General features: G+C 37.6%; 22 protein-coding genes. 13 read left to right on the plus strand and 9 right to left on the minus strand.

The annotated features are described in order from the left end of the window. Positions 1–251 precede the first annotated feature (251 nt). The 3 genes from ssuE to V7147_RS09575 all read left to right on the plus strand — a co-directional run bounded on the left by ssuE (position 252) and on the right by V7147_RS09575 (position 3,154). The gene (gene ssuE / locus V7147_RS09565) at positions 252–797 is read left to right on the plus strand and encodes an NADPH-dependent FMN reductase (protein ID WP_335367626.1); all 546 of its coding nucleotides are present in this window, start codon (positions 252–254) and stop codon (positions 795–797) included. A gap of 27 nt (positions 798–824) precedes the next feature. Beyond that, a complete protein-coding gene (locus V7147_RS09570; RefSeq protein WP_335367627.1) occupies positions 825–2,210 on the plus strand; it encodes an LLM class flavin-dependent oxidoreductase in 1,386 nt (461 codons plus the stop codon). Between the two features lie 125 nt (positions 2,211–2,335). After that, entirely contained in the window at positions 2,336–3,154 is an 819-nt protein-coding gene (locus tag V7147_RS09575) for an alpha/beta fold hydrolase (RefSeq protein WP_335367628.1), read from the plus strand. Positions 3,155–3,202: 48 nt separating this feature from the next. On the opposite strand, the gene V7147_RS09580 is transcribed toward V7147_RS09575, so the two are convergent. The 4 genes from V7147_RS09580 to V7147_RS09595 all read right to left on the minus strand — a co-directional run bounded on the left by V7147_RS09580 (position 3,203) and on the right by V7147_RS09595 (position 7,719). After that, on the minus strand, positions 3,203–3,796 hold the full coding sequence (locus V7147_RS09580) for a DedA family protein (protein ID WP_335367629.1): 594 nt from the start codon (positions 3,794–3,796) through the stop codon (positions 3,203–3,205). Positions 3,797–4,034: 238 nt separating this feature from the next. Beyond that, complete coding sequence (locus V7147_RS09585) at positions 4,035–5,057, minus strand: 2,3-butanediol dehydrogenase (RefSeq protein ID WP_335367630.1); 1,023 nt, start codon at positions 5,055–5,057, stop codon at positions 4,035–4,037. 234 nt (positions 5,058–5,291) lie between these two features. After that, positions 5,292–6,938 carry a hypothetical protein gene (locus V7147_RS09590; protein ID WP_335367631.1) on the minus strand — a complete coding sequence of 549 codons (1,647 nt, stop codon included), beginning with the start codon at positions 6,936–6,938 and terminating at the stop codon, positions 5,292–5,294. A 1-nt stretch (position 6,939) separates the two neighbouring features. Beyond that, positions 6,940–7,719 carry an ABC transporter ATP-binding protein gene (locus V7147_RS09595; RefSeq protein WP_335367632.1) on the minus strand — a complete coding sequence of 260 codons (780 nt, stop codon included), beginning with the start codon at positions 7,717–7,719 and terminating at the stop codon, positions 6,940–6,942. Between the two features lie 365 nt (positions 7,720–8,084). Between V7147_RS09595 and V7147_RS09600 the strand changes: the two genes are divergently transcribed. Then, on the plus strand, positions 8,085–9,257 hold the full coding sequence (locus V7147_RS09600) for a diflavin oxidoreductase (RefSeq protein WP_335367633.1): 1,173 nt from the start codon (positions 8,085–8,087) through the stop codon (positions 9,255–9,257). A 281-nt stretch (positions 9,258–9,538) separates the two neighbouring features. Beyond that, positions 9,539–10,150, plus strand: coding sequence for a signal peptidase I (gene lepB / locus V7147_RS09605; protein WP_335367634.1), 612 nt, complete (start codon positions 9,539–9,541; stop codon positions 10,148–10,150). Positions 10,151–10,562: 412 nt separating this feature from the next. Here lepB and V7147_RS09610 read toward each other — a convergent pair whose 3' ends face one another. From V7147_RS09610 to V7147_RS09625, 4 genes are all read right to left on the minus strand, one after another. Then, a complete protein-coding gene (locus V7147_RS09610; RefSeq protein ID WP_335367635.1) occupies positions 10,563–10,778 on the minus strand; it encodes an RNA polymerase sigma factor in 216 nt (71 codons plus the stop codon). Positions 10,779–10,812: 34 nt separating this feature from the next. Further along, complete coding sequence (locus V7147_RS09615) at positions 10,813–11,097, minus strand: RNA polymerase sigma factor (RefSeq protein ID WP_335367636.1); 285 nt, start codon at positions 11,095–11,097, stop codon at positions 10,813–10,815. Positions 11,098–11,158: 61 nt separating this feature from the next. Further along, positions 11,159–13,399 (minus strand): sensor histidine kinase, encoded by a 2,241-nt coding sequence (locus V7147_RS09620; protein WP_335367637.1) that lies wholly within the window; start codon positions 13,397–13,399, stop codon positions 11,159–11,161. After that, complete coding sequence (locus tag V7147_RS09625) at positions 13,377–14,069, minus strand: response regulator transcription factor (protein ID WP_335367638.1); 693 nt, start codon at positions 14,067–14,069, stop codon at positions 13,377–13,379. Before V7147_RS09625 ends, V7147_RS09620 begins: the two co-directional genes overlap by 23 nt. Before the next feature lie 278 nt (positions 14,070–14,347). Here V7147_RS09625 and V7147_RS09630 point away from each other — a divergent pair, with 278 nt between their 5' ends. Next, positions 14,348–14,713: a PH domain-containing protein gene (locus V7147_RS09630; RefSeq protein ID WP_335367639.1), complete on the plus strand. Its 366-nt coding sequence runs from the start codon at positions 14,348–14,350 to the stop codon at positions 14,711–14,713. Between the two features lie 138 nt (positions 14,714–14,851). Here V7147_RS09630 and V7147_RS09635 read toward each other — a convergent pair whose 3' ends face one another. Then, positions 14,852–15,997: an ROK family transcriptional regulator gene (locus tag V7147_RS09635; RefSeq protein ID WP_335367640.1), complete on the minus strand. Its 1,146-nt coding sequence runs from the start codon at positions 15,995–15,997 to the stop codon at positions 14,852–14,854. 266 nt (positions 15,998–16,263) lie between these two features. Between V7147_RS09635 and xylA the strand changes: the two genes are divergently transcribed. From xylA to V7147_RS09670, 7 genes are all read left to right on the plus strand, one after another. After that, entirely contained in the window at positions 16,264–17,580 is a 1,317-nt protein-coding gene (xylA, locus tag V7147_RS09640) for a xylose isomerase (RefSeq protein ID WP_335367641.1), read from the plus strand. A 60-nt stretch (positions 17,581–17,640) separates the two neighbouring features. After that, positions 17,641–19,140, plus strand: coding sequence for a xylulokinase (xylB, locus tag V7147_RS09645; protein WP_335367642.1), 1,500 nt, complete (start codon positions 17,641–17,643; stop codon positions 19,138–19,140). A gap of 205 nt (positions 19,141–19,345) precedes the next feature. Beyond that, positions 19,346–20,269, plus strand: a complete 924-nt coding sequence (gene coaA, locus V7147_RS09650) for a type I pantothenate kinase (RefSeq protein ID WP_335367643.1) — start codon at positions 19,346–19,348, stop codon at positions 20,267–20,269. A 233-nt stretch (positions 20,270–20,502) separates the two neighbouring features. Then, the gene (nagZ, locus tag V7147_RS09655; protein WP_335367644.1) at positions 20,503–22,209 is read left to right on the plus strand and encodes a beta-N-acetylhexosaminidase; all 1,707 of its coding nucleotides are present in this window, start codon (positions 20,503–20,505) and stop codon (positions 22,207–22,209) included. 123 nt (positions 22,210–22,332) lie between these two features. Then, positions 22,333–22,539 (plus strand): helix-turn-helix transcriptional regulator, encoded by a 207-nt coding sequence (locus tag V7147_RS09660; protein ID WP_335367645.1) that lies wholly within the window; start codon positions 22,333–22,335, stop codon positions 22,537–22,539. A gap of 102 nt (positions 22,540–22,641) precedes the next feature. Further along, positions 22,642–22,968, plus strand: a complete 327-nt coding sequence (locus V7147_RS09665) for a permease (protein ID WP_335367646.1) — start codon at positions 22,642–22,644, stop codon at positions 22,966–22,968. A gap of 44 nt (positions 22,969–23,012) precedes the next feature. Beyond that, positions 23,013–24,287, plus strand: coding sequence for a hypothetical protein (locus V7147_RS09670; RefSeq protein ID WP_335367647.1), 1,275 nt, complete (start codon positions 23,013–23,015; stop codon positions 24,285–24,287). The last annotated feature ends 58 nt before the right edge of the window (positions 24,288–24,345 follow it).

Genomic DNA, 24,345 nt, shown 5'->3' on the forward strand with positions numbered 1-24,345 from the left:
AAGAAGCGTTTTTCATTGCAAAAATCCACATCAACTCAAAACCTGACAAAAAACACTAAATAATTTGCCGATTAGACGACTAAAGGCATCTTTATTTTCAAAGCGTCCATCTATGACGTTTTGGATAAAGATGCCTTTTTTCATTCGTTTTTTCGATGGGAGGAGGGGGATTTTCCAAATGGACACAAGGAGAATGAACATGGGGTTAAATAATTTTTAAAAATACAAGAATAGCAGAAAGGATGATCAAAATGAGTGAAATCGTCATTTTATCGGGAAGCCCTTCGGAAAGTTCAAGAACAGATTTGGTTCTACAATATGTTGGAAAGATGCTTAAACGTGAGGGGTTATCCGTCACAAATGTATCGGTTCGAGATATTCCTTCTGATGACATTTTTAATCTGAGGTTCGACAGTCCTGCACTTAAGGATCTAACTTCACGAATCCAAGGTGCGGATGGAGTAATAGTAGGATCGCCAGTTTACAAGGCAGCCTACACGGGAGTTTTGAAGGCACTACTAGACTTGCTTCCCCAAGATGTGTTAGCAAAAAAAGCAGTTTTACCAATCATGACAGGTGGAAGCCCAGCCCATTTACTTGCGATTGAATTTAGCCTCAAGCCTTTATTGGCAGCATTGAAGGGGCACAGCCAACAGGGAGTTTACTTCCAGGATTGCCAAATCGATAAAGCACAAGTCGTCAATCCCATTATCGATGCTAGTGTATTAGAAAGACTGAAAAAAGAGCTTTATTACTTTGTTGAAGCAGTTAATCAGAAAAAAGATTTTGTCCTATAAAAATTAATTTAAAGGGAGCTAATAACTATGACAAAGAAAAGAATTTACTTAAATGCGTTTGATATGAACTGTGTGGGGCATCAATCCCCGGGCTTGTGGACACATCCAGAGGATCAATCCCACCGCTATAAAGATAGCGAGTATTGGATTGAACTTGCGAAGCTTTTAGAAAAGGGAAGATTCGATGCTATATTCCTAGCCGATGTGTTAGGTCAGTATNNTGTGTATCAAGGTTCTAGAGATGCCGCGGTTCGTCAAGGTACACAATCACCTGTTAACGACCCATCACTTGTTGTGCCGTTAATGTCAGCAGTGACTAAGCATTTGGGCTTTGGGGTGACTGCATCGGTTACACATGAGCATCCTTATACATTTGCTCGCCGGATGTCGACGCTTGATCATATTACAAAGGGGCGTGTAGGCTGGAATATTGTCACTTCATATTTAAAAAGCGCTGCCGTTAACATAGGATTAGAGGACCAAATTAATCATGATGAGCGGTACGATATTGCCGAAGAATATTTACAAGTTTGCTATAAATTATGGGAAGGCAGCTGGGAGGATGATGCTGTTTTACTAGACAAAAAGAACCGGATTTTCGCCGACCCAAGTAAGGTCCATGACATCAACCATGAAGGAAAGTATTATAAGGTTCCGGGTGCCCATCTTTGCGAACCGTCCCCACAAAGAACGCCTGTACTATACCAAGCGGGAACTTCCTCTAAGGGTCGTGCTTTTGCTGGTAAAAATGCTGAATTAATCTTTATTGGTGCACCAACAAAGAACGCCGCTAAGCATTCTGTAAAGAAATTGCGTGAAGAGGCAATTAAGTCTGGTAGAGCACCAGAGGCAATTAAAATCCTAGCTTGCATTACACCGATTGTTGGCCGAACAGAGGAAGAAGCTTACGAAAAGTTCAATGAGTATCAAAAACATGTAAGCTATGAGGGAGCACTAGCACTTCTCGGTGGCTGGACCGGAATCGACTTTTCAGAATATGGTCCGCATGAAAATCTTCAGTTTGTAAAAAATGATGCAATTCACTCTGTGGTTGAAAACTTTACTAAGATTGATTCGGATAAAAATTGGACGATCGATGAAATAAAAAAATATACCGGAGTTGGTGGATTGGGTCCTGTAACGGTTGGAAGTCCTGAACAGGTTGCAGATGATTTGGAGAGTTGGGTGGAAGAGACTGGAATTGATGGATTTAACATAGCTTATGCGATTACCCCTGGTACTTTTAAAGATTTCGTAGAGCTTGTAGTGCCGGTCTTGCAAGAAAGGGGTCTTGTACGAAAAGAATATGAAGGTGACACATTACGAGATAGCCTATTCGGTCAAGGGAGTCAATTGCCTGCTCATCATCCAGGAAAGCAATACTCAAAAAAAGCAGCACTAACAGTACAATAATGCGGACAAAGCTAAGCCTTCGTAAATTTACGGGGGCTTTTCTATTTTTTGATAAAGATAGAAGAGGAATTATACATTAAAAGGTGAATATAGTAGTTAAAAAGCTATATGTAGGGGGAATGATGATGAGCTTTATCGATGGAAAATATATTGAAGTCGATTCAGGGGTTGAGTTATTTGTTCAAGATGTAGGAGAAGGGGAGCCCCTTGTTTTTATCCCAGGTTTTACTTTCACTACTGAGGTTTTTTCAAAGCAAATTGACTATTTTTCAAAAACAAATCGCGTGATTGTAATTGATCCAAGGAGTCACGGAAGATCGACTATGGCTCTTCATGGAAACGATTATGTCACACACGGCTCAGATTTAGCTTCCGTTCTCCAAACATTAGATGTTAAAAATGCAACTCTTGTAGGCTGGTCATTTGGTTGTTTGACGGTTTGGGAGTATGTAAAGCAAAATGGCTTCGATCATATTAAATCCTTAATTTTTGTTGACATGCCTCCAAAATCATTATCTGTCCATAATGATTGGGTTGAAGGTAAGCTAGATGATATTGCAGCAATCTACAATGGTTATTTGCGAAATTCAAGCGGACAAAGGGAGTTCATAACAAGCTATATTACTCAGGTAATGGTGCAAAGAGAGCTTGAGAAAGAAGAGCTAACCTGGCTAGTTGAGCAATCATTAAAAACACCATACTACATTGCTGGTAATTTATTTGCCTCAGGGATGTTTTCTGATTACCGAGAGGAAGCAAAAAAGGCTAGCAAAGCAGTTCCTACCTTAACGATTGTCGCGGAGCACTGGGCTGAAATTGCGGAAAAGTATACAAATGAATTAACGCCAGAATCTCAAGTGAAGGTTCTCGGAGGACATATGATGTTTTGGGAGCATGATGAAAAATTTAATAAGTTTGTCAAAGACTTTCTGAATGAAAATTAGGAATTGAAATAAAAGGACAGTTCCTTTGAACGAAGGAACTGTCCTTTTTTATCTCGCTAGCTTTCTTCGATTTAAATAAACAATACCGAGCAAAATTATTAGGGTTAACCCAATTAAGTAAATGCTGTATTGGTTCATCATCGTTCCAACCTTCATCCACTTCTTACCCAATTCATGTCCTAATGTTATAAAGGTAAAGCTCCAAAAGATGGCCCCGGTGTAGGCAAAAACGGCAAATTTTTTATAACGTAAGGAATTTATTCCTGCTAGGTATGCTGTAATATGCCGAACGCCAGGTATAAAGAAGCCGATAAATAATAAATATGGTCCGAATTTATTAAAGAGATTGCTCGTTGTTTGAATTCTTTTTTCTGTTAGATGAAGTTTAGGGCCAAACTTCCGAAGAAATGGAATTCCTAATTTTATTCCTAAATAATAGCTGATTGTAATTCCGACAATGGATCCAATCGAAGCACTCATTAAAGAGAGGGAATATGACATTTTACCTTGATAAACGGTGTATCCTACATATGTAAGAAGAATTTCATCAGGAAGCGGCAATCCAATGATCCCTGCTGCCAAAACGATTATCAAGCCGAAATACCCATAATGCTCTAATAAATAATATAACTGATCTCCCATATGTTTTGACCCCTTCTAAATGCAATGTGCCACGGGCAGTTCAGTTTCCGCTAGTATTAAAGGAATACAATGCGGTTTTTGTCCGATTAAAATACCCTTAACCATATCATACTCTATTAGAATGACGGAAGAAAGGAAGTAGGGGAATAAGTAGGATATGTTTTGATCTGAATTCAATTCAGCAAGGACTATAAAAATGGGCCAAATAGATCATGATCTATTGGCCCATAAATAATAATTACTCAGCTTCTACTAAGATTTTTATGTGATTTCTTTCTTTAAGAAGACCTTCGAATCCTTCCGTAATAACTTCATCTAGCGTAATACGTTTTGTTACCAATTTTTCAGTTGGGAAATATCCTTGAGCCATTAAATTGATAACGGCCGGAAATACATCCCGATACCCGATAATACCTGTTACAGTCCGTTCTTTCATCACGATATTTTGCGGATGAACAGAGGCTTCTGTTTCAAAAATGCTGACAATCATTGTTTCACCATTGAATTTTGTAGAGTTAATGGCTTGGACCAAGACAGGTGGCACTCCTGTAACTTCATAAGCGACATCTACTCCGCCATTAGAAAGCTGTTGAATTTGCTCGACCACATCGCCATTATTTGGATTAATTCCAATTGCACCAAGTTCTTCAGCTTTTTGTCTTCGTTGCTCTGAAAGTTCTACCGCATAGATTTCAGTTGCGCCTGCAGCTTTCAAAGCCTCGATAACTAATAAACCGATTGGACCAGTTCCAAATACCGCAGCTTTATCACCAACTTGAAGTTTACTTTGCTTCACTGCATGAAGAGCAACTGCTACTGGTTCAACAAGTGCACCCTGTTCATAGGATACGGTTTCGGGAAGTTTATGTAACATGTGTTCAGGAACAGAAGCATATTCAGAAAATCCTCCACCGCCTCCAGAAAGGCCATAAAAACCCATTTTGTCGCAAAGATTATATTTTCCCTGTTTACAAGCTTCACATTCTCCGCATGAATAGATTGGTTCAACTGCAACACGGTCACCAACTTGTACCTTAGTTACACCTTCACCCAATTCTACGACTTGACCGGAAAATTCATGTCCCAATACAATTGGTGCTTTATCTCCGGTAAGTGGATGTGGAGTTTCAGATGGAATAAAGATAGGTCCTACCGTATATTCGNNTTCTACTCTAAGTTTTACCTCACCTTTTTTTGCATTAGGCTCTTCAATATTTTCTAATCGTAAATCCTTTGCCTTGTACCATCTTAAAGCTTTCATGATTTTCATCCTTCCAAAATAGATTAGTAGATTCCTGATCACAATGTCAGTATAGCATCAAAATAATAAACAAAAATGAAGAGAATCTTAAAAGATTGTGAACTTTTTCACAAGATGATTAAAAAAAGACCACGCTCTTATAATGAATAAAACTACCCATTCAATCAGGTTTGGGTAGTTTTATCATGGTTAACATTAAAATGTTTCAGTACCTTTCAATCCCTATGACTGCAATCAATTCACCTTATCCCACGAAACATTAAAGACCTTTTTCCACAACAAAGGTAAAGACAGTATGGCTAAGGCAAGGTAAATATAGAACCCATATGGGAAAAGCATACTGATAACATGCAGCCCTGCAAAAAGCCCAGCTAACATCATTAACAGAAATATAATGCCGCCATTTCCTTGACTGTAAGTTTCAAACGATTTTGAAAAAGGAAGTGACTTTTCAAAAATGGCAAAGCAAATGACCGAATAGATAAGCGCACTTACAAATACAAGAATTAGGTCAGGTATGATTCTTACACCATAAATTGGGATAAACACAAAACAAATGATCAAATAGATTGGTAAATACAGGTTCACAATAAAGGCTTTCATCGTTCCGCTAAAAATGGGTTTTAAGCTTTTTAAAGGTGATAGTTTATATATCCAAGCTCCCTTATGAGTTCCTGAGTATTGAAGCGTGATGATTGCGGTCGGTATCAACCACAAGCTAAAATAAATGTTCAAATACGACTTGCCTTCTCTTATAAGTGCAATTGATTCCCAACTAAATTCACCCATAAATGAAAACAAAAAAATGAATGGAATAATGATAGAAAAGCCTAATGAAGGATAGACCTTTAACTTAAACTCCCTTTCATTTTTTAGCATGAGACTGGAAAATTGATAGAAAACTCTTTCTTCTTTTGTTGGACAAATCAATCTTCTGAAAGAATCTCCAATCTTAAGACGTTTTTTCTTTCTTCCCTTATTGTGTTGAGAAAGCTTTTGAAGATTTCTTTCAAAAGAAGGGGTCAACCGTGCATAGATCCAAATCGAAATAAACGGGACGATTATTCCTAGCCCGGCTAGAAATAAAAAGAAAGTGGAGGAGACACCGTCCATAGCCAGTTCCACAATAATCCCGTACCAAATTGGAAAAACAAAGATATGCCACCACGCTGGCTCAAGGTTGATGGAAAGGTCAACGATCTCAAAGGATCTAATGAGAAGTTGGTAGCCGATCATAATTGAAAAGGACAAGCCGATTTGAACATAATTGATTATATCTTTCAACTTCTCTCCATCAAAAAATTGAAGAATGAGTAAATAAATTAACGCTGTCAATGCAATGATCAATAAATCTATTAAAATGACATTTAATATTACAACAAGGAAAAATACAATGCCATGCTTAATTAGTCCTGCAATGATTGAAGGACCCGCCAATGCTATGGTCATCAAGGATAGATAAATCATTATATGTATTAGTTTCGCTGCACTGATCGTTTTTCGATCGATTGGTTTAGGATAGAGAATATTTCTGTCACGAATATCAAGGAGCACCGATGAAAAATCAGAAATCATTGAAGTCATCAAGAAAAAAATAATCATCCCAAACACTAGACTCATTTGAAAAAGATAATTGTCCCCCATAATGGTAAAGGGAATTAAAAATAGCCCAAACAAAACATAGATCCATAAGGATAAAAGATAATGATTTTTATCTTTTTTATCCTTTTTGTTATTTTGTGAGAAAATAGTTGGCACGCGACGTCGGTCCATCACAAGTTTAGCCTGCAGAATTTTTCGCATCATTCGATAATCAATTCCAAAACGATTAAAGACTTTTTCAAAACGATCCAACAGCTTTAAAGAAGGAAAGTCCTGCATATCACACCTCACCAACAATCGATACAAAACGTGATGCAAGTTCTGTATGCTCGTTGAATCCAGTCAATTGGTTGAAAATCCCTTCCAAAGACCCTTCCTTATTTTGTACCTTTAATTCCTCAAAGGTTCCATCTGCGGCAATCCTTCCGCCATGAAGGAGGATGATTCGGCTGCTTATTTTTTCAACGACATCCATGATGTGTGAAGAATAAAAAATAGTTTTGCCCTGCTGTGCCAATTGTGACATGATTTCCTTAAAAATCATCACACTGTTTGCATCAAGTCCGTTTATTGGCTCATCAAAGAAGAGGATTTCAGGATTATGTAGCAAGCTTGAAATAATCAATAGTTTTTGCCGCATTCCTTTGGAATACGAAGCAATTCGGGAATGATACACTTCACCAACACCAAATAACTCCATTAGGTTTTTCGCTTTGTAGTCAGCCACTTCATAATCAATCCCATATAATTCACCAATAAAGGTGAGATATTCTTGACCTGTTAGACTGTCATAGACATCGGCAACCTCTGGAACATATCCAATCTTTTGTTTGTATTCCATATTGCCGTCCAAAATACTTTGACCAAAAATCTTTACTTCACCTAAATAGTCCTCTTCAATCCCGAGGATAATTTTAACTGTCGTACTTTTTCCAGCCCCGTTTGGTCCGATATATCCAATGATTTCCCCTTTATTAACTGTTAAAGAAACCCCTTGAAGGACGGGCTTACTGCCATAACTTTTTTGTAAATTGGCAATCTCAACAATTGCTCCAGTCATTCAATCAACTCCGTAACTATTGTTTTTTCCCTATTTTACCATATTTAGAGAATCTATTTACGAAAGAGTATTTTTTGTTGAAAGGTAGCCAGTAGAATGCAGTGAATCCCTGGCACCACAGGAATATAGCATTATATAATATCAAAAGGGTGTTTAGTTATTCAGGAAAAATGCAAATCCATTATTTTCGTTTGAATAAAAGAATGCAAATGTCTATAATTTTTTGGGGTATACATTTATAATTGGGAAGAGACTTTTTAAAACCGTAAATTTATAATAAATGGCGTTGATGTGCGAAAATACACGCCATATAACTTGTACATGTGGTATTCTAAATATATATAACTGTTGGAGGTTTTTAGAAAATGCAACGAACTATAGATGATGAAAAGAATCCGAAAAAGCCAGTTCCTACAACATATTCAAGAACAAATCCATTTCCGGCAAAAGTTCTTAAAAACATTAACTTAAATGGGCAAGGTTCAAGTAAAGAAACAAGACATATTGAATTATCGTTAGAAGGATCTGGGTTTTCGTATATTCCTGGCGACACCCTTGGAATAGCACCTTCCAATGACCCAGAACTAGTAGCTGCTCTTCTTGAAGAAATGAAGTGGGATGCTGAAGAAGTAGTAACAGTTGGTCGTCAAGGGGAGTCAATGCCACTTAAAGAAGCATTGGAAACGTACCTTGATATTACTTTGCTTTCAAGGAAGATGTTACAAACTGCGGCAACATTTACAGACAATGAGGAAATTCAAAAGCTTGTCGAAGATGCAGCAGCTGTTAAAGAATATATCGATGGTCGTGATTTACTGGATATGCTGCGTGATTTTGGTCCGTGGAATGTCCCTGCTCAAGAAATCGTAGCTTTATTACGAAAAATGATACCAAGACTTTATTCCATTGCAAGTAGTCTAGCAGCACATCCTGATGAAGTTCATTTAACAATCGGTGCTGTTCGTTACACAGCCCATGGACGTGAACGCAAAGGGGTCTGCTCTGTTCAATGTGCCGAACGTGTTCAGGAAGGTGATACACTTCCAGTATTTGTTCAAATCAATAAACACTTCCATTTACCAGAGACGCTTGATAAAGATGTGATTATGGTTGGACCAGGAACAGGAGTTGCACCATTCCGTTCATTTATCGAAGAGCTTGCGATAAATAAAGCAACAGGCCGTTCGTGGTTATTCTTCGGAGATCAGCATCAGGCGACTGACTTCTTATATCATGATGAATTGGAAAAATACCAACAAGACGGAATTCTAACAAAAATCGATGCTGCATTCTCTCGTGATACAGATCAAAAAGTATATGTACAGCACAAAATGCTTGAGAACAGCAAAGAATTGTTCGAATGGATTGACAATGGTGCTTATTTCTATGTGTGTGGAGATAAAGACCATATGGCAAAAGACGTGAACGAAGCCCTTCTTACCATTATTGAACAAGAAGGTGGAATGGATCGAGAAGCTGCTGAAGCTTATCTTAAAGACATGAAAACAGAAGGCCGTTACCTACGTGACGTGTATTAATATATAGTTTGAAAAATAACCCCTTGCCAAGTGCGAGGGGTTATTTTGTGTCAGTGAGGCCGACTTTCGAGGCGGGACCCATTCTTTCAACAAAACCAACAAAACAATAAGAACGCCAGCAAAGCGACTAGGAATTGCAAAGAAACAATATGACATAAAGGGTATTATCTATATGCAGTAAGCAAAGTAAATAATACTTGGCTTTTATTGTCCCACAAGAAAGGATATATGGTATAATTTGTTAATAAAGATATTGAATATTCTTGAAAATGGGTGTCGATGTGAGAAAAATTCTTATGTTCATTTTAATGTCATTTATAGCCTTAATTATTTTAGGTTGTTCCTTTAATACATCGTCAAAAACACTTACAGATGAAAATACAAACCAAGATGTTACGGTTATTGAAAATCCAAGTTCCGAAATGATAACTCATCACCATATGTACGATAATATGGATAGAGGTAATCACGATTATTTTGATAAAACTTTAGCGATTGAGAAAAACATCAACGTGTCTGATATTTCAAGAGGAGATGTTGTTTTTTTCGATAATAAGGATGGAGATAAAGATATATCCAGAGTGGTTGCTTTGCCAGGTGAAAAAATTAAAATAACTAAAGGTCAGATTTATATTAATGGTCAAAAGTTAGACGCATTTTACGGTAAAGCACATAGGCTTGGTTTAGATGAAAAAGGTTATTTCGAAATGATGGATAATAAGGGAAATGATTACGATAAAAAAGGTATGACAGAAATTTTCGAAACGAATATGAAAGAAGTTAAACTCTCAGATGATGAATACTATTTAATTGGCGATGATTGGTTCCGAAGCAAAATGTTAGTGTTAAAAGAAGAAAAAACCATTGGAAAAGTAATTGGATACGTAAAATAAAATAGGCTCTTTGCGTAAAGATTGTGGCTTTTAGATTATTGTTAATGAGAACGATGAAATGCTTCAAAATATATATTTAATGATTTAGTATTATTAAATCGGAAAGTAGGGTCTTCAAATGGCTTGGATATATCTTGTTTTGGCAATCGCTTTGATAGGAATTGGGACTTGGGGATTAATAGCAAGAGCGAAATGGTTAGAGAAGCAATCTAATAAACTTAATAAATAAATAAAATATTTAAAAAGGACATCGATTTATCGATGCCCTTTTTTGTGCTATATTGTTTGCTAAAACCAATGTAATATGTCCACCAAAACATAGGTTATTTATACCTCTATTTTACATTTTCTACTTCAAAACCGAACCCGTTAACAAAACCTAGGTGTTTTCTTTAGCTTAAGCAAGGTAAATTCAGTAGATAAGAGGTGGGACGATGGACTTATCCCCTTGATTCAGAATATCTTTTAATTGTTTCCTTGCCCGATAGATTCTTGTTTTCACTGTGCATGGTTTAAGATTAAGGATGTGGGCAATTTGGCTTTCTTTTAAATCGTGCCAAATTTTAAGGGAGAGGACGTCCCGGTATTCTCGTCGCAGTTTTTGAATGGCATGATTGATTTGTTCCATTACGAGGACTGTCTCTACTTCCTCCTCAACGTTTTTACTTCATTGTTTTTCCTAAGCATTCCAGCATTTCCTGCTCCATTGGAATCCCCTTCTTGCTTCTTTCCATCCTGACAAAATCAATCGCCGTTCTAGTCGCAATGGTAGAGAGCCAGGCTCCTATTTTTCTATTGTCTTCGATGGTATCAATTTTATTGATTGCTTTTATAAACGTTTCGTGAACAACATCCTCTGCCATATGTACATCCCGCGTAATCGAATAACTAATACGAAACAGTCTACTATGATATTCATTATAGATCTCCGAAAAATGAAGCTCCACAAAAACACCCCTTTGGTTTGGGACGAAAGGGGGACTCTCTGCCCCTGTTCCTTCCGTCTTGTTACATTAATAATGCCAATGTGATTTTAACTTTGAATAGATCGCCGTCCGTTTCGATTTCGAGATTACCGTGGTGGAGGTCGATGATGGATTGGGCAATGGCAAGCCCAAGTCCGGATCCGTCCGTGTGTCGAGAGGTGTCACCACGTTTGAAACGTTCGAAAAGCTCATCGCTTTTTTCGCTTAGCTCGTATTTTGATACATTTTTAAACGTGATGATGGCTTGATTTTCATTGGTAATCGTTGAAATATAGACACGTGAATTTTCAAGTGAATATTTAAAAATATTTCCTATTAAGTTATCAAATACTCGCCACATTTTTTGCCCGTCCACAAGTGCATAGAGTGGTTTTTCACTGTTTGTCACACGGAATTGTAGGCTAGATGAGTTAAGCGTATCATCATGTTCCGCAATCGCCTGTTGTAAAAGTTGGACGAGGTCAACCTTTTCCAAGTGTAGTTCGATATTTCCGCTAGCCATTTTTGATACTTCAAATAAATCATCAATGAGCACCTTTAATCGTTTTGATTTACGGTCAATGATTTCAAGATAAGCAGAGCGATCCTCATCGGATAAATTTTGTGTTTTCAGCAACTCCGTATACGTAATAATCGAGGTTAAAGGTGTTCGAAGGTCATGACTTACATTTGTGATGAGCTCCGTCTTTAACCGTTCGCTTTTTGCTTGTTCATTTAGAGAGGTTTTTACGCCGAGTTTTAACATGTTGACATTTCCTGCTAAAGTAGCAAACACAGATTTTCCAATGATGGGCAGATCCTCGCCTAATTTTCCAGCTGCTAACTCATCTGTCTTCTCCACAATTTTATTAAAATACCCAACTTTCTTGACCATCGAAAAGAAAAGTGGGATCCCGATAATTCCAAGGGTCAGTATATAAAATAGGAAAAGAAAAGGGTTTAAAATTGTAATGACGCCAAAACCCAAACCAAAGATGATGGCTAGAACAACAAAGAACTGTGTCCCAGTACTCTGATTTAAAAATGCTTCCTGAAGGCTTTGCTTTCCTTTTTTATAAAGGACGATAATCCTTTTTTCTGCTTTACTGATAATGCCTTTTTCCCATTCAGTCTTTATATTTTGCCAATCCTTTAATTCGGTTATAAGGTATTTCCCTTGAAGATAAGTAATGCTTACAAAAATAGAGCCAACCATGATAACCAAGCCTGGCCCCACTGCGTGATAAGGGTTATAGAGAACATAATCGAGGTCGGTCACAACAACGAAAATACAGAAAATCGATATTAAGCCTGTTAAAATGAAGAAGATTACCCGTGAATCAATTGGGAGTTCATTGTAAATAGGTCTCCACTTTTCAATTTCAACTGGAACAGCTTTCACTTTTTTACCAAGAACTAAAGAAAGAATGAGAGCTAGAATGCTTGTAATTGCAGCAACTAGTAAAATCAGTTGCTTTTGTCTGTAGGAATCATATTGCTTAATCAAAGGATTTGAGGCATCTTCGGCTGCTGACACTGCAATTTCCCCATCGAGTGTTCCAATATCAGCAGGAATAATCGAATCAAGTAATTCTGTAATTTGGTATGGCATATAATATGTAAAATGTTCACGAGTTATTGTGTAATCCTTAAGAAAATGGGTACTTTCCTCGCTCATAGCCGTTTCGACTGCCTCACTATTTGTACGCTTTATATTCGTATATATTTTTCCTGTTGTTGGATTCGTAAAATAAAAAAGGAACTCTTTTTTATATGTTGCATAATCAGACTTGTAGCCTTCTCTTTCTTTATAAAATTCATCGATGCTTTTTTCTTTTTCCTTGATAATCTTGTTTTTTACATGATCATCACTTTTAAAATTTTTCGTAATGTCCTCAATTTTTTTATCACGTTCAGCTATATAGGTGTAGGCTATTTCTTGGTAATTTGCATTCAACGCATCTTGAATTCTTCCTTCATATTGTAAATTGATATTTTCAATCTGTTGAGGCAGGTCGCCATAGCGATAACGGTGCTCATGAATTTCATCTTCGGTAACGGTAATTGCTTCTTTTGCCTCTTCTGAAGTGATATCAGCCAGCTCAAACATGCTAATTAATCCGACAAACTGATTGAGTTCTTCTTGAAAAGATGGCGTGTGAAAATAATCCTTATGTATATAATTGCTTCCATGGACAAGCACAGACAAGAGGCCACATAGTCCAAGTGTAAAAAATAAAGCTATGAAACCAATCGTGATTTTACCTTTCCATTTTGTAGCCAATTCCCCAAACCACCTTTAAATATCTTGGATTTTTCGCATCAATTTCAATTTTTTCACGGATTTTTCGGATATGAACTGCAACCGTATTTTCTGCGTTATAGCTAGGTTCCTTCCATACACGTTCATAGATTTCGGTGATTGAAAATACCCGACCAGCATTGGTCATAAGCAATTCAACAATCTTATATTCAATCGGGGTAAGCTTCACTGGCTCTCCGTGAACAGCGACTTCCTTTGCCTTCTGGTCAAGTGTCAAACCATTTAGGTCAATTACTCTTTTAGCTCCTTCATATGTACCGAATGTGACATATCGTCTCAACTGTGATTTCACACGAGCAACGAGTTCCATTGGATTAAACGGTTTTGTTACATAATCATCAGCGCCAACTTGAAGCCCAAGAATCTTATCTGTGTCTTCACTTTTTGCACTTAAAATGATGATGGGAATATTATTGGTTTCACGGATTTTAAAAGTTGCTGAAATTCCATCTAGCTTTGGCATCATCACATCTAAAATAATCAGGTGAACCTGTTGTTCATGTAAAATGTCCAATGCTTCAATCCCATCTTTAGCCTTCAGCACCGTGATCCCTTCGTTTTTTAAGTAAATCTCAATCGCATCTCGAATTTCTTTTTCGTCATCAACAACCAGTACAAAATAATGATCCATTTTTCACCCAACCTCTAATCCGCTTTCATAGTTATATAGTAACCGGTAAATCTTAACATTCCATATCAAAAACTCTTAAGAATTTCTTAATATTTTTAAAGTCTAGGAAACTTCTCTTTCATTTTATATTAAATGGATGGAAATGGAATGGGGAAGAGGAGACTTCTTCGGAAATAGATTTTGATTTCTAGGTCTTTCGTTATCAAAGAAGGGATCTATAACTTTATAAGGAATATATTAATGAGGATAATTATTAACAATATTTAGGAGGTTATTAAATGGCTACACAAGGGATTTTAGAATGGACACTTATATCCGAATGTCCAATTCCAAACGATGTGCATGATTTATTAGTTGCAGGAGAAGAGGCGATTGCAGCCTATAAGACGTTTCGTGATAGCGCAATTTTTACTAATAAAAGATTAATTGTTCGCGATGCACAAGGCTTAACAGGTAAAAAAGTAGAAATATATTCATTGCCTTATTCTTCAATTAACATGTGGTCAACGGAGAATGCTGGGGGCTTCCTGGACGTTAATGCTGAAGTAGAATTATGGACACGTGCTGGTCATATTAAAGTCCATTTGAAAAAGGGAGTAGATATTCGTAAGTTTGATCGGTTGATTGCTAATGCGATCTTGTAAGCTTCAATATATCTTTCACTAGCTGATAGTAAAGGCGGTTTCTGATGTATTCTAGGAAACCGCTATACTTTTCTTTATTAAGGATTTTCATTTTTCTAATAGATCTAACGCCCTCAACGTCAATTCCCTCTGGCCCAATTACCCTTTGATAAAGTTATCAACTACAAAAGCTGAGACGCCTAATGATGTTGAATATTTTCCAAGCTTTGAGAAGTCGAACTGAAGGTCGTTTTGGTGGAATGCGAGTGTGTGTTTTTCAATCGTATTCCGTATTGGCGTTTCTATCCATTCCCTTGCCGAAGCTAGTCGGTTTCCGATGATAACTTGCTCTGGGTTGAATGTATTAATGATATTGGTAATACCTAGCCCTAGGTAGTTGCCAATCTCTTCAAACAATTTAATCACCTTTTCATCGCCGCTTTGAGCTAATTTAATTAGCTCATCTAAAGTATGGACGCTTTGATCTGCCATTTCAAGGAGAGCTTGTTCAGATGCGTAGGCTTCCCAGCAGCCTCGACTTCCACAGTTGCATCGTTTTCCGTTAAAGTCGATAATCATATGACCCATTTCACCGGAGAAACCATTTTTACCTTTATAAAGTTCTTTGTTAAGGATGATTCCAACACCAATTCCAATACCAGCACTAATGTAAAGAATATTTTCTTGATCCTGTCCTGCACCAAATTGTTGTTCACCGACAGCTCCAGCCTTTGCTTCGTTTTCAATGATAATAGGCACTTCGTAAAGCTTTTCAAGATCTTCTTTCAATTTGATATTACTCCAGCCAAGGTTTGGAGCTAGAAGAATGGCACCTTCGTTGTTCACGATTCCCGGAACACCAACCCCGATGCCAACAATTCCATATCTGCTTTTAGGCTTTTCATCCATTAACGACTGAATCATATCCTGAACAATACTCATGATTGACGCATAAGTAGTTCGAATTACGGTTTGGTTTTTTTTAATCAGAATATTTCCCTTTAAATCGGTGAGGACAGATAAAACATAGTTCACACCAATATCAATCCCGATTGCATACCCAGCATCTTTATTGAAATGAAGAATTACAGGGCGGCGCCCCCCACTTGAAACTCCGGGGCCAGATTCTAAAATCAAATCCATTTCTATTAATTCAGTAACTAGTGTAGAAACTGTTGTTTTATTTAGGCCTGAAATTTGAGCGATATCGGCACGTGAAATTGGCTCTTGTTCAATGATCAATTGCAAGACGAGTGCTTTATTATTCTTTTTCACAACCTGTTGATTCCATGTTATCGTTTCCACTGTTATAAACTCCTTGATTAGTAGTATTCATATTTTATCACACTACTTAGTATGATGGATATACGAATTATAAACTTGTTTAAACAAGGGGTTGAGTATTAATTTTATTTTTTGGGATGAAAAAATAAAATTAATACACAATACTTAGTTTAATCGATAGACAAACTAAAAAGACGGTGCTATAATTTGGGTATAAAAAGGTAATACATATTTTTTTGAAAGCACTTTCACTAAATAAACTATTAAAATACTAGGAGGAATAACCCATGGCATATTTTGAATCCATTAACAAAATTCAATATGAGGGAGCAAAATCAACAAATCCATTTGCATTTAAATATTACAATCCAGAAGAAAAAATCAATGGTCAAACAATGGAAGAACTTCTTCGTTTCTCAGTTGCATACTGGCACACATTTACTGCGAATGGTTCTGATCCATTTGGTGTGGGCACAGCCATCCGTCCTTGGGATCACCTTAAAGGATTAGATTTAGCGAAGGCACGTGTTGAAGCTTCATTTGAGCTTTTAGAAAAATTAGATGTTCCATTCTTTGCTTTTCACGATGTTGATATCTCACCAGAAGGAAGCACGTTGAAGGAAACAAATGATAATCTTGATGTAGTCGTTGCGATGATCAAAGATTACATGAAAACAAGCAAGGTTAAATTACTTTGGAATACAGCAAACATGTTCACAAATCCACGCTATACACATGGTGCTGCTACTTCTCCAAATGCGGATGTCTTCGCTTATTCTGCAGCGAAAGTAAAAAAAGGTTTAGAAGTTGCAAAAGAACTTGGCGCAGAAAACTATGTATTCTGGGGTGGGCGTGAAGGATACGAAACTTTACTTAACACAGATATGAAACTAGAAATGGACAACTTAGCTCGATTCTTCCATATGGCAGTTGACTATGCAAAGGAAATTGGATTAAATGTACCATTCTTAATTGAACCAAAACCAAAAGAGCCAACGAAGCACCAATATGATTTTGATGTAGCTACTGGTCTAGCATTCTTACAAAAATATGATCTAACAGACCACTTCAAGTTTAATATTGAAGCAAACCATGCGACATTAGCCGGCCATACATTTGAGCATGAATTAAGAATAGCTCGCATTAATGGTATGCTTGGTTCAGTTGACGCAAACCAAGGGGATATGCTACTTGGATGGGATACGGATGAATTCCCAACAGACCTATACTCTAACACACTGGCCATGTATGAAATCTTGAAGAATGGTGGGCTTGGTAAAGGTGGTCTAAACTTCGATGCGAAGGTAAGAAGGGGTTCATTCGATACAGACGATCTTTTCCATGCACATATTGCCGGTATGGACGCATTCGCTGTTGGTCTAAAAGTGGCTAACAAATTAATAGAAGATAAAGTTCTTGATAGCTTTGTTGAAGAGCGCTACAGTAGCTATACGAAAGGTATCGGTTTGGACATCGTTGAAGGAAAAACAAACTTCCGTGAGCTTGAGGCATATGCACTTGGTTTAACTGAAATTAAAAATACATCAGGTAGAACGGAACGATTAAAAGCGCTAATCAACCAATATTTATTAGATACTCTATAATTGATTGAATGTGCTGGTAGTAGACTACTCCAGCACATTTTTTAGAAAAGGATGATACGTATGAAATATGTAATCGGTGTGGACCTAGGAACAAGTGCGGTTAAGATTCTACTTGTGGACCAGTATGGGGAAGTGGTAGGCGAGGTATCGAAATCATATTCACTCATTATTGAAAAATCAGGCTATAGTGAACAAAATCCAGAAGAATGGGTTGTAAAAACAACGGCAGGTCTTAAGGAACTTATAGAGCAATTTGATGGCGACGTTAATGACATTGAAGGAATTAGTTTTTCCGGACAAATGCACGGACTTGTTTTACTAGACAAAGAGAACCAGGTATTGCGTAACGCGATACTTTGGAATGATACAAGAACAACAAAGCAATGTGAGGAAATCTATGAAACTTTCGGAAAGGAACGTCTTTTAGAAATTACAAAGAACCCTGCGTTAGAAGGCTTTACATTGCCGAAAATCCTTTGGGTAAAAGAAAATGAGCCACAAGTTTTTGAACGCTCTAGCATATTCTTGCTTCCGAAGGATTATTTACGTTACCGTATTACCGGGGCTGTCCATATGGAGTATTCGGATGCAGCAGGTACATTATTGCTGAATGTTGCAAAACGTGAATGGAGCGGGGATGTGTTAGAGACTTTTGGACTTGGACTTGATTTCTGTCCTCCTTTGGTTGAATCACATACATTTGTTTGTACGGTTACACCTGAATTTGCAAAGGAAACTGGATTATCGGATAACACTAAAGTATTTGCCGGCGGTGCGGATAATGCTTGTGGTGCGATAGGTTCAGGCATTTTATCTGAAGGTAAAACCCTTTGTAGTATCGGAACTTCAGGTGTTGTGTTGTCATATGAAGAGCGTAATGATCATGATTTCGAAGGTAGGGTTCACTATTTTAACCATGGTGAAGAAAATAGGTATTATACGATGGGTGTGACCCTTGCCGCGGGCTATAGCTTAAGCTGGTTCAAGGATACTTTTGCAAAAGACGAAGCCTTTGATCAATTTTTGGAAGGTGTCGATGAAGTGCCTGTAGGTAGCAACGGATTACTTTTTACCCCATATATCGTTGGAGAACGGACCCCACATGCAGATTCAAATATTCGCGGTAGCTTCATTGGTATTGATGCTGCTCATGAACGAAAGCATTTTGCACGCGCTGTTCTTGAAGGTATTACATTTTCATTATACGAGTCCATTGAGATTTTTAGAAAAAGCGGAAAAGCGATTGATACAATTATTTCAATCGGAGGCGGTGCGAAAAACGAAACTTGGCTGCAAATGCAAGCTGATATTTTTAATGCGAGAATAGAAAAATTAACATCTGAACAGGGTCCTGGTATGGGAGCGGCAATGCTTGCAGCATATGGGTGTGGCTGGTTCACCTCCTTAAAACAGTGTGCTGAAGTATTCCTTCAAACCTCAAATACTTATGAACCTATTCCAGAAAATGTGGTAGCATATCAAAAGCTTTTTGCGATTTATCAACAGATTTATACACAAACAAAGATAGTAAATGAGCAATTGAGAGAGTATAGGAAGTAATTTTTAAATAGGCGTCTGTCCTTTAGGGGAAGATGCCTATTTTTTTATAAGTATTTTTCTCCACAAAAGTGCTATAATTAAATAATTATTTCGAAAAATTGTAAACATATGAAGTGCTTCGTGGGGAATTACCAACATCTCCATTCTATTCAAACGAACTACAATTTGATAAAATGAACAAGAATCCAAATTTGAGGTACATATCATGAATCCGTTAACAAACTATATAGAATTTAATAGAGAGAAGTGGGCAGAACTTCGCAATAAGACTCCTTTGTTGCTGACTGCCGAAGAACTTGAGAGCATTAGAGGGATAAACGAAGAAATTTCACTTCAAGAGGTGGAAGAAATCTATCTGCCATTGACTCGTTTAATCAACTTAAAAGTCGAAGCCTCCCAACAGCTACAAGGAGTGACGAACTCCTTTTTGGACTATAAGGCAAAAAAAGTTCCATATATTATTGGGATTGCGGGTAGTGTTGCTGTGGGCAAGAGTACGGCAGCGAGAGTACTTCAAACTCTATTATCACGTTGGGATAACCATAAAAAAGTAGGATTAGTGACAACCGATGGTTTCTTATATCCCAATGCAACTCTAGAAAGCAAGGGCCTTATGAGTCGAAAAGGGTTTCCAGAAAGCTATGATACTCAAAAATTAATTCAATTTATGATGAAAGTGAAATCCAGTAAACGAAAAGTGGAAGCACCGCTGTACTCTCATTTAACGTATGATGTGCTGAAGGATAAAGTCGAGATGATCGATCAGCCGGATATTTTAATTGTTGAAGGGATTAATGTCCTGCAAGTCAGCAAAGCACATTCCGTTTTCGTAAGTGATTTCTTTGATTTCTCCATCTATATTGATGCAGATGTACGGAATATCAAAAATTGGTATATTGAACGATTTTTGACGCTTCAAAAAACAGCTTTTCAGAATCCAAAGTCTTATTTTCACCGCTACACGGAATTATCATTGGACGAAGCAATCCAAAAAGCAACTGATATATGGGAAGAAATCAACGCGAAAAATTTACGGGAAAACATCCTGCCGACACGCCGCCGGGCTAAAGTCGTATTGAAAAAAGGCGAGGACCATTTAATGGAGAAGGTTTATTTAAAGAAGTTTTAGTGTGATGTTGGGTCATTTGACAGATCTTCTGTTCGGTAATATAGAATAATAGCTGGAAAGGGGGTTCCTAACCCAAATCTAAATGGGAGGATTTCAATCCTCTTATTTTTTTATATGAATTTACATAAAATAATACTACTCGGTCGATGGACTTGTCCCACTGCTCAGTGTAACATTTTGGCTGAAAATGGAGTCTATTCTTTTAGAATGTGACAAATGCTCAGGAGGTATCTATGTACAAGAAACGATTACTAGCTGGATTAATTGGTATACTCTCTGTTGCTTTGATTGCTGGTTTACTAAATGTGTTTTTTGAAAAAGATGAAAAACCCCAAGATAGTGAACAGGCTACTCCTAGAGAAGAATCAAATATACAGGATGAAGATGTAGTAGAGAAGCCTGTTGAAGAACCAGAAAAAGCGGATGCTCTTGAGCGGGTTAAGGAAGTTTTTTCACTAGCTAAAACAGGAAAGGCTCCACATACTCCTTTTATAGCTGGAAAAACGAATTTAAAGGAAATTCAGGAGCAATGGGGTGAGCCATCATCAATTGATGAAACGGCGATAGGGGATTTCGTGGGATATCCTGACCAGGACGTGACAATTGGGACTCAGGATCAGCTTGCTTTCGATATTCGCTCTTACCATTCAGATTTAACGGCCCTCCATTTGGAAGATATCAAAAATGCTATGGGTGAACCAGCTGAGGTTAAGTATTATCAGGATGAAAAGGTTAACCAAATTATCTTAATATATCAAGTGAATTCCACATTTCAGCTGAAATGGATTTTTCCAAAACCAACTGAGCAAGAACCAAATCCGGCGGTTCATCATATTTCTGTCGTGACAGAGATTCAAAAAGAGGTCGGTGAAAAAGAGGCCATGAGTTTAGATGAAAAAATTGGTCAAATGATTTTTGCTGGAATTTCCGGAACGAAAATGAATAAGAATATGAACCAATTAATCACGAAATATCATGTTGGTGGAATTATTTTGAACGGTGATAATTTAGTAAGTCCAAAGCAAACAGTGACATATTTGAATGAAATCAAACAGGCGAATGAAGGTCAAGTTCCCTTATTTCTTGGTGTTGACCAGGAAGGTGGACGAATCTCGAAGCTTCCTGGAGGATTAGTTGATTTTCCAACAAACCTAGAAATCGGAAAAATAAATGATTCGTCACTTTCCTATGAAATTGGCACAGTCCTTGGGAAAGAACTAAAGGCATTTGGTTTTAATGTGAATTTTGCTCCAGTACTTGATGTGAATAGCAATCCGGATAATCCGGTAATTGGGGACCGTTCTTTCAGTAGCAACCCTCAGATTGTGAGTACATTAGGGATTCAAACGATGAAAGGACTGCAATCACAGTCTATTATTCCTGCGGTTAAGCATTTTCCTGGACACGGGGATACACATGTTGATTCCCATCTTGAGTTGCCCAAGGTTAATAAAACAATAACAGAACTTGAGCGCCTTGAGCTCATTCCATTTCGACAGGCAGTTAAAGAAGGTGCAGACATGGTGATGATCGGGCATATTTTAGTACCGGCTCTTGATGAAAACTTCCCTTCTTCCATGTCAAAAAAGGTTATCACGGACATTTTACGAAATAAGATAGGTTTTAATGGTGTGGTCATAACCGACGACTTTTTCATGAAGGCAATTACGAATGATTATGATATTGGCGATGCTGCAGTTCAATCGATAAAGGCCGGCAGTGATATTATCATGGTGGCACATGATTATAACAAAGTCGTCCAAGTGCAAAATGCAATAATAAAGGCAGTAGAAAATGGAGGAATTTCTGAGCAAAGGATCGACGAAAGCGTGGAAAGAATCCAACGATTGAAGGAAAAATATAGGCTAAGTGACTCACCAGTCAATCCAGTGAATATTGATGTTTTGAACCAAGCAATTGAACAAGTGCTTTCAAGGTAGTGGGGGACGGGGTTAGTTCTATTCAAGTATAGAACTAGCCCTATTTTTTGTTATTAATGTAAAGGGAACTTGACGTAAAGGAAGCTTTACATTACTCTGAATATAGAAGAGGTGGTGAATGGGTTGCAAAATAAAGTGTCAGAGTTCAGAAAGAAATACGGCTATTCCCAGGATCGCTTAGCTGAAAAATTGGGGGTTTCTAGACAAACGATTATTTCGATTGAAAAAGGAAAATACAACCCTTCTCTTCCTTTGGCATTGATAATGGCAGAAGTTTTTGAGACCAATGTGGAAAACATTTTCATTTTAGAGGAAGAAGACTATAAATAAGGATTCATGGGGAATATGAGGAAACTAATTACTGTATGAGGGGGAAGTAACAAGGGGAATTCAAGAGTCCCGTTTATTGTTTGTGGTGTTATGTTTACTTTAATGTCTGGATTTACAATATTTATTGGGATTATGGCGAAAGCCGCACCCGCACCAATGGCTTATATGACACTGGCAATGGCGGTGATGAGTTTTTGTATGGCGCATCTCTATCCGCATTTCAAGCAAAAGGATGAACGTATGAAACTAATCCGTGAAAAAGGAATGTTTGCTTCGTACTTTGCGATTATTTTTTATCTACTTATCTTTAATATCGGGCTGCAATTTGAATTCTTTGTACTCACAGCCGCTCAACTAATCAATATCCTAACAGCCCTAATAATCTGCACTGTATTTATCTCCTTTGTGGTTTACTCAAAAATATATTAGGGTATAGTGGGACGAAGGGACAGGAGCGGTGTACCGGAAGTGGAGTGATAGAATTGGATAATAGAATTCAAGAATTATTAGACTTTACAAGAGAAAAATTTGGACTGTGGGACTACTACTTGAAATCGCACAGTTTCGATCGACGTGTAAATATTTTTAATAAGACTATTTATACATTATCAATGGAATGGTTTCCTAACGATGTTGCGGAACCAATGGATGAGGATGAAAATCCGGACGGGACTGCTTCAATTGAAATAGATATTCAAACCCGTAGGTTTCAAAGTGCAATATTCGTTATGGGTCAGACATTCGCCAAAAATGGGGTAACCTTTGCAGATAAAAATGAAATCATAAAATGGGTTGAGCAGGAAACGGGAATAATGTATGAGCAGCAGTTCAAGCTTCGTAAGGAAGAGAAGGGGGAACTGCATTTTAGTGAATGTATTGATGGTGTTGACGTATCACCGTCCGGAATGATTGATGTCAAGTATGACCACGGTGGTAGACTTACATCTTTTTCATCCTATGGTCATTTTCCATCTAAAGAAATGGTCAGGATAGAACCATATACATTGACCTTTGAAAAAATTGAGGAGCTAGCGAAGGAACAACTGAAGTTACTTGAATTTCCGTTATTTGAACAAAAGCGTTTAGTGGCGGCTTATGCAGTGGAAGAGATTTATGTTCGAAATGACCTGTCGAGGACGCTTCCTTTTGAATTCATCGTGGATGTAAAAGGATATTTAAAAATCGATAAAGTTTTGGATTGGGATAAGACGCTTGCTGCATCGTTTGATAGAAAAGAGTTAAATTGGCATGAGGAAATAACAGCAGATCAGGCATTTTCGGGTGAACTTTCTCCCAATTCACACCCGATCACCGAGGATGAGCAAGAAAAATGCGTTGAAGTTGTCCGAGATTTACTTCGCCAAGAATATCCTAACGATTCCGGAATCTGGATTTTAAAATCACTTCATCGTGAAATAGGATATATTCATGCGGTTCTAAGAGCGAAAAAGCAGGATAATCGTGTATTTCAGCGAAAAATGAATGTCATGATAGATCCAAAAAGCCTTCAGGCTGTGAACTATATGGATAACCAGATGTTGTTACAGATGTATGATGAATTTGAAGTGCCTGGGCAAGTGATAATCAGTAAGGATGAAGCCTATGAAATGCTAAGAGGAAAATTCGAACTTACCCCTTATTATGTGTATGATTTTGAGCAAAATCAGTATGTGCTATGCGGAAAAGTAGATTGTCATTACGGGGTAAATGCAACAACAGGAGAAGTGGTTTCGTTGGATGAATTATAGGGACAAAGGGACAGGTACACGACCTAAGCTTGGACGTTGAGTCTGTCCTCTGTCCCCA

This window comes from Bacillus sp. JJ1521 (assembly GCF_036965165.1).
In the GTDB taxonomy this organism is placed as follows: Bacteria; Bacillota; Bacilli; order Bacillales; family Bacillaceae_L; genus Ferdinandcohnia.

Coding starts and splice junctions, on each gene's coding strand:
- ssuE (WP_335367626.1), top strand. CDS start 252: ATGAGTGAAATCGTCATTTTATCGGGAAGCCCTTCGGAAAGTTCAAGA.
- V7147_RS09575 (WP_335367628.1), top strand. CDS start 2,336: ATGAGCTTTATCGATGGAAAATATATTGAAGTCGATTCAGGGGTTGAG.
- V7147_RS09580 (WP_335367629.1), bottom strand. CDS start 3,796: ATGGGAGATCAGTTATATTATTTATTAGAGCATTATGGGTATTTCGGC.
- V7147_RS09590 (WP_335367631.1), bottom strand. CDS start 6,938: ATGCAGGACTTTCCTTCTTTAAAGCTGTTGGATCGTTTTGAAAAAGTC.
- V7147_RS09595 (WP_335367632.1), bottom strand. CDS start 7,719: ATGACTGGAGCAATTGTTGAGATTGCCAATTTACAAAAAAGTTATGGC.
- V7147_RS09600 (WP_335367633.1), top strand. CDS start 8,085: ATGCAACGAACTATAGATGATGAAAAGAATCCGAAAAAGCCAGTTCCT.
- V7147_RS09610 (WP_335367635.1), bottom strand. CDS start 10,778: ATGGAACAAATCAATCATGCCATTCAAAAACTGCGACGAGAATACCGG.
- V7147_RS09625 (WP_335367638.1), bottom strand. CDS start 14,069: ATGGATCATTATTTTGTACTGGTTGTTGATGACGAAAAAGAAATTCGA.
- V7147_RS09630 (WP_335367639.1), top strand. CDS start 14,348: ATGGCTACACAAGGGATTTTAGAATGGACACTTATATCCGAATGTCCA.
- xylA (WP_335367641.1), top strand. CDS start 16,264: ATGGCATATTTTGAATCCATTAACAAAATTCAATATGAGGGAGCAAAA.
- xylB (WP_335367642.1), top strand. CDS start 17,641: ATGAAATATGTAATCGGTGTGGACCTAGGAACAAGTGCGGTTAAGATT.
- coaA (WP_335367643.1), top strand. CDS start 19,346: ATGAATCCGTTAACAAACTATATAGAATTTAATAGAGAGAAGTGGGCA.
- nagZ (WP_335367644.1), top strand. CDS start 20,503: ATGTACAAGAAACGATTACTAGCTGGATTAATTGGTATACTCTCTGTT.
- V7147_RS09665 (WP_335367646.1), top strand. CDS start 22,642: ATGTCTGGATTTACAATATTTATTGGGATTATGGCGAAAGCCGCACCC.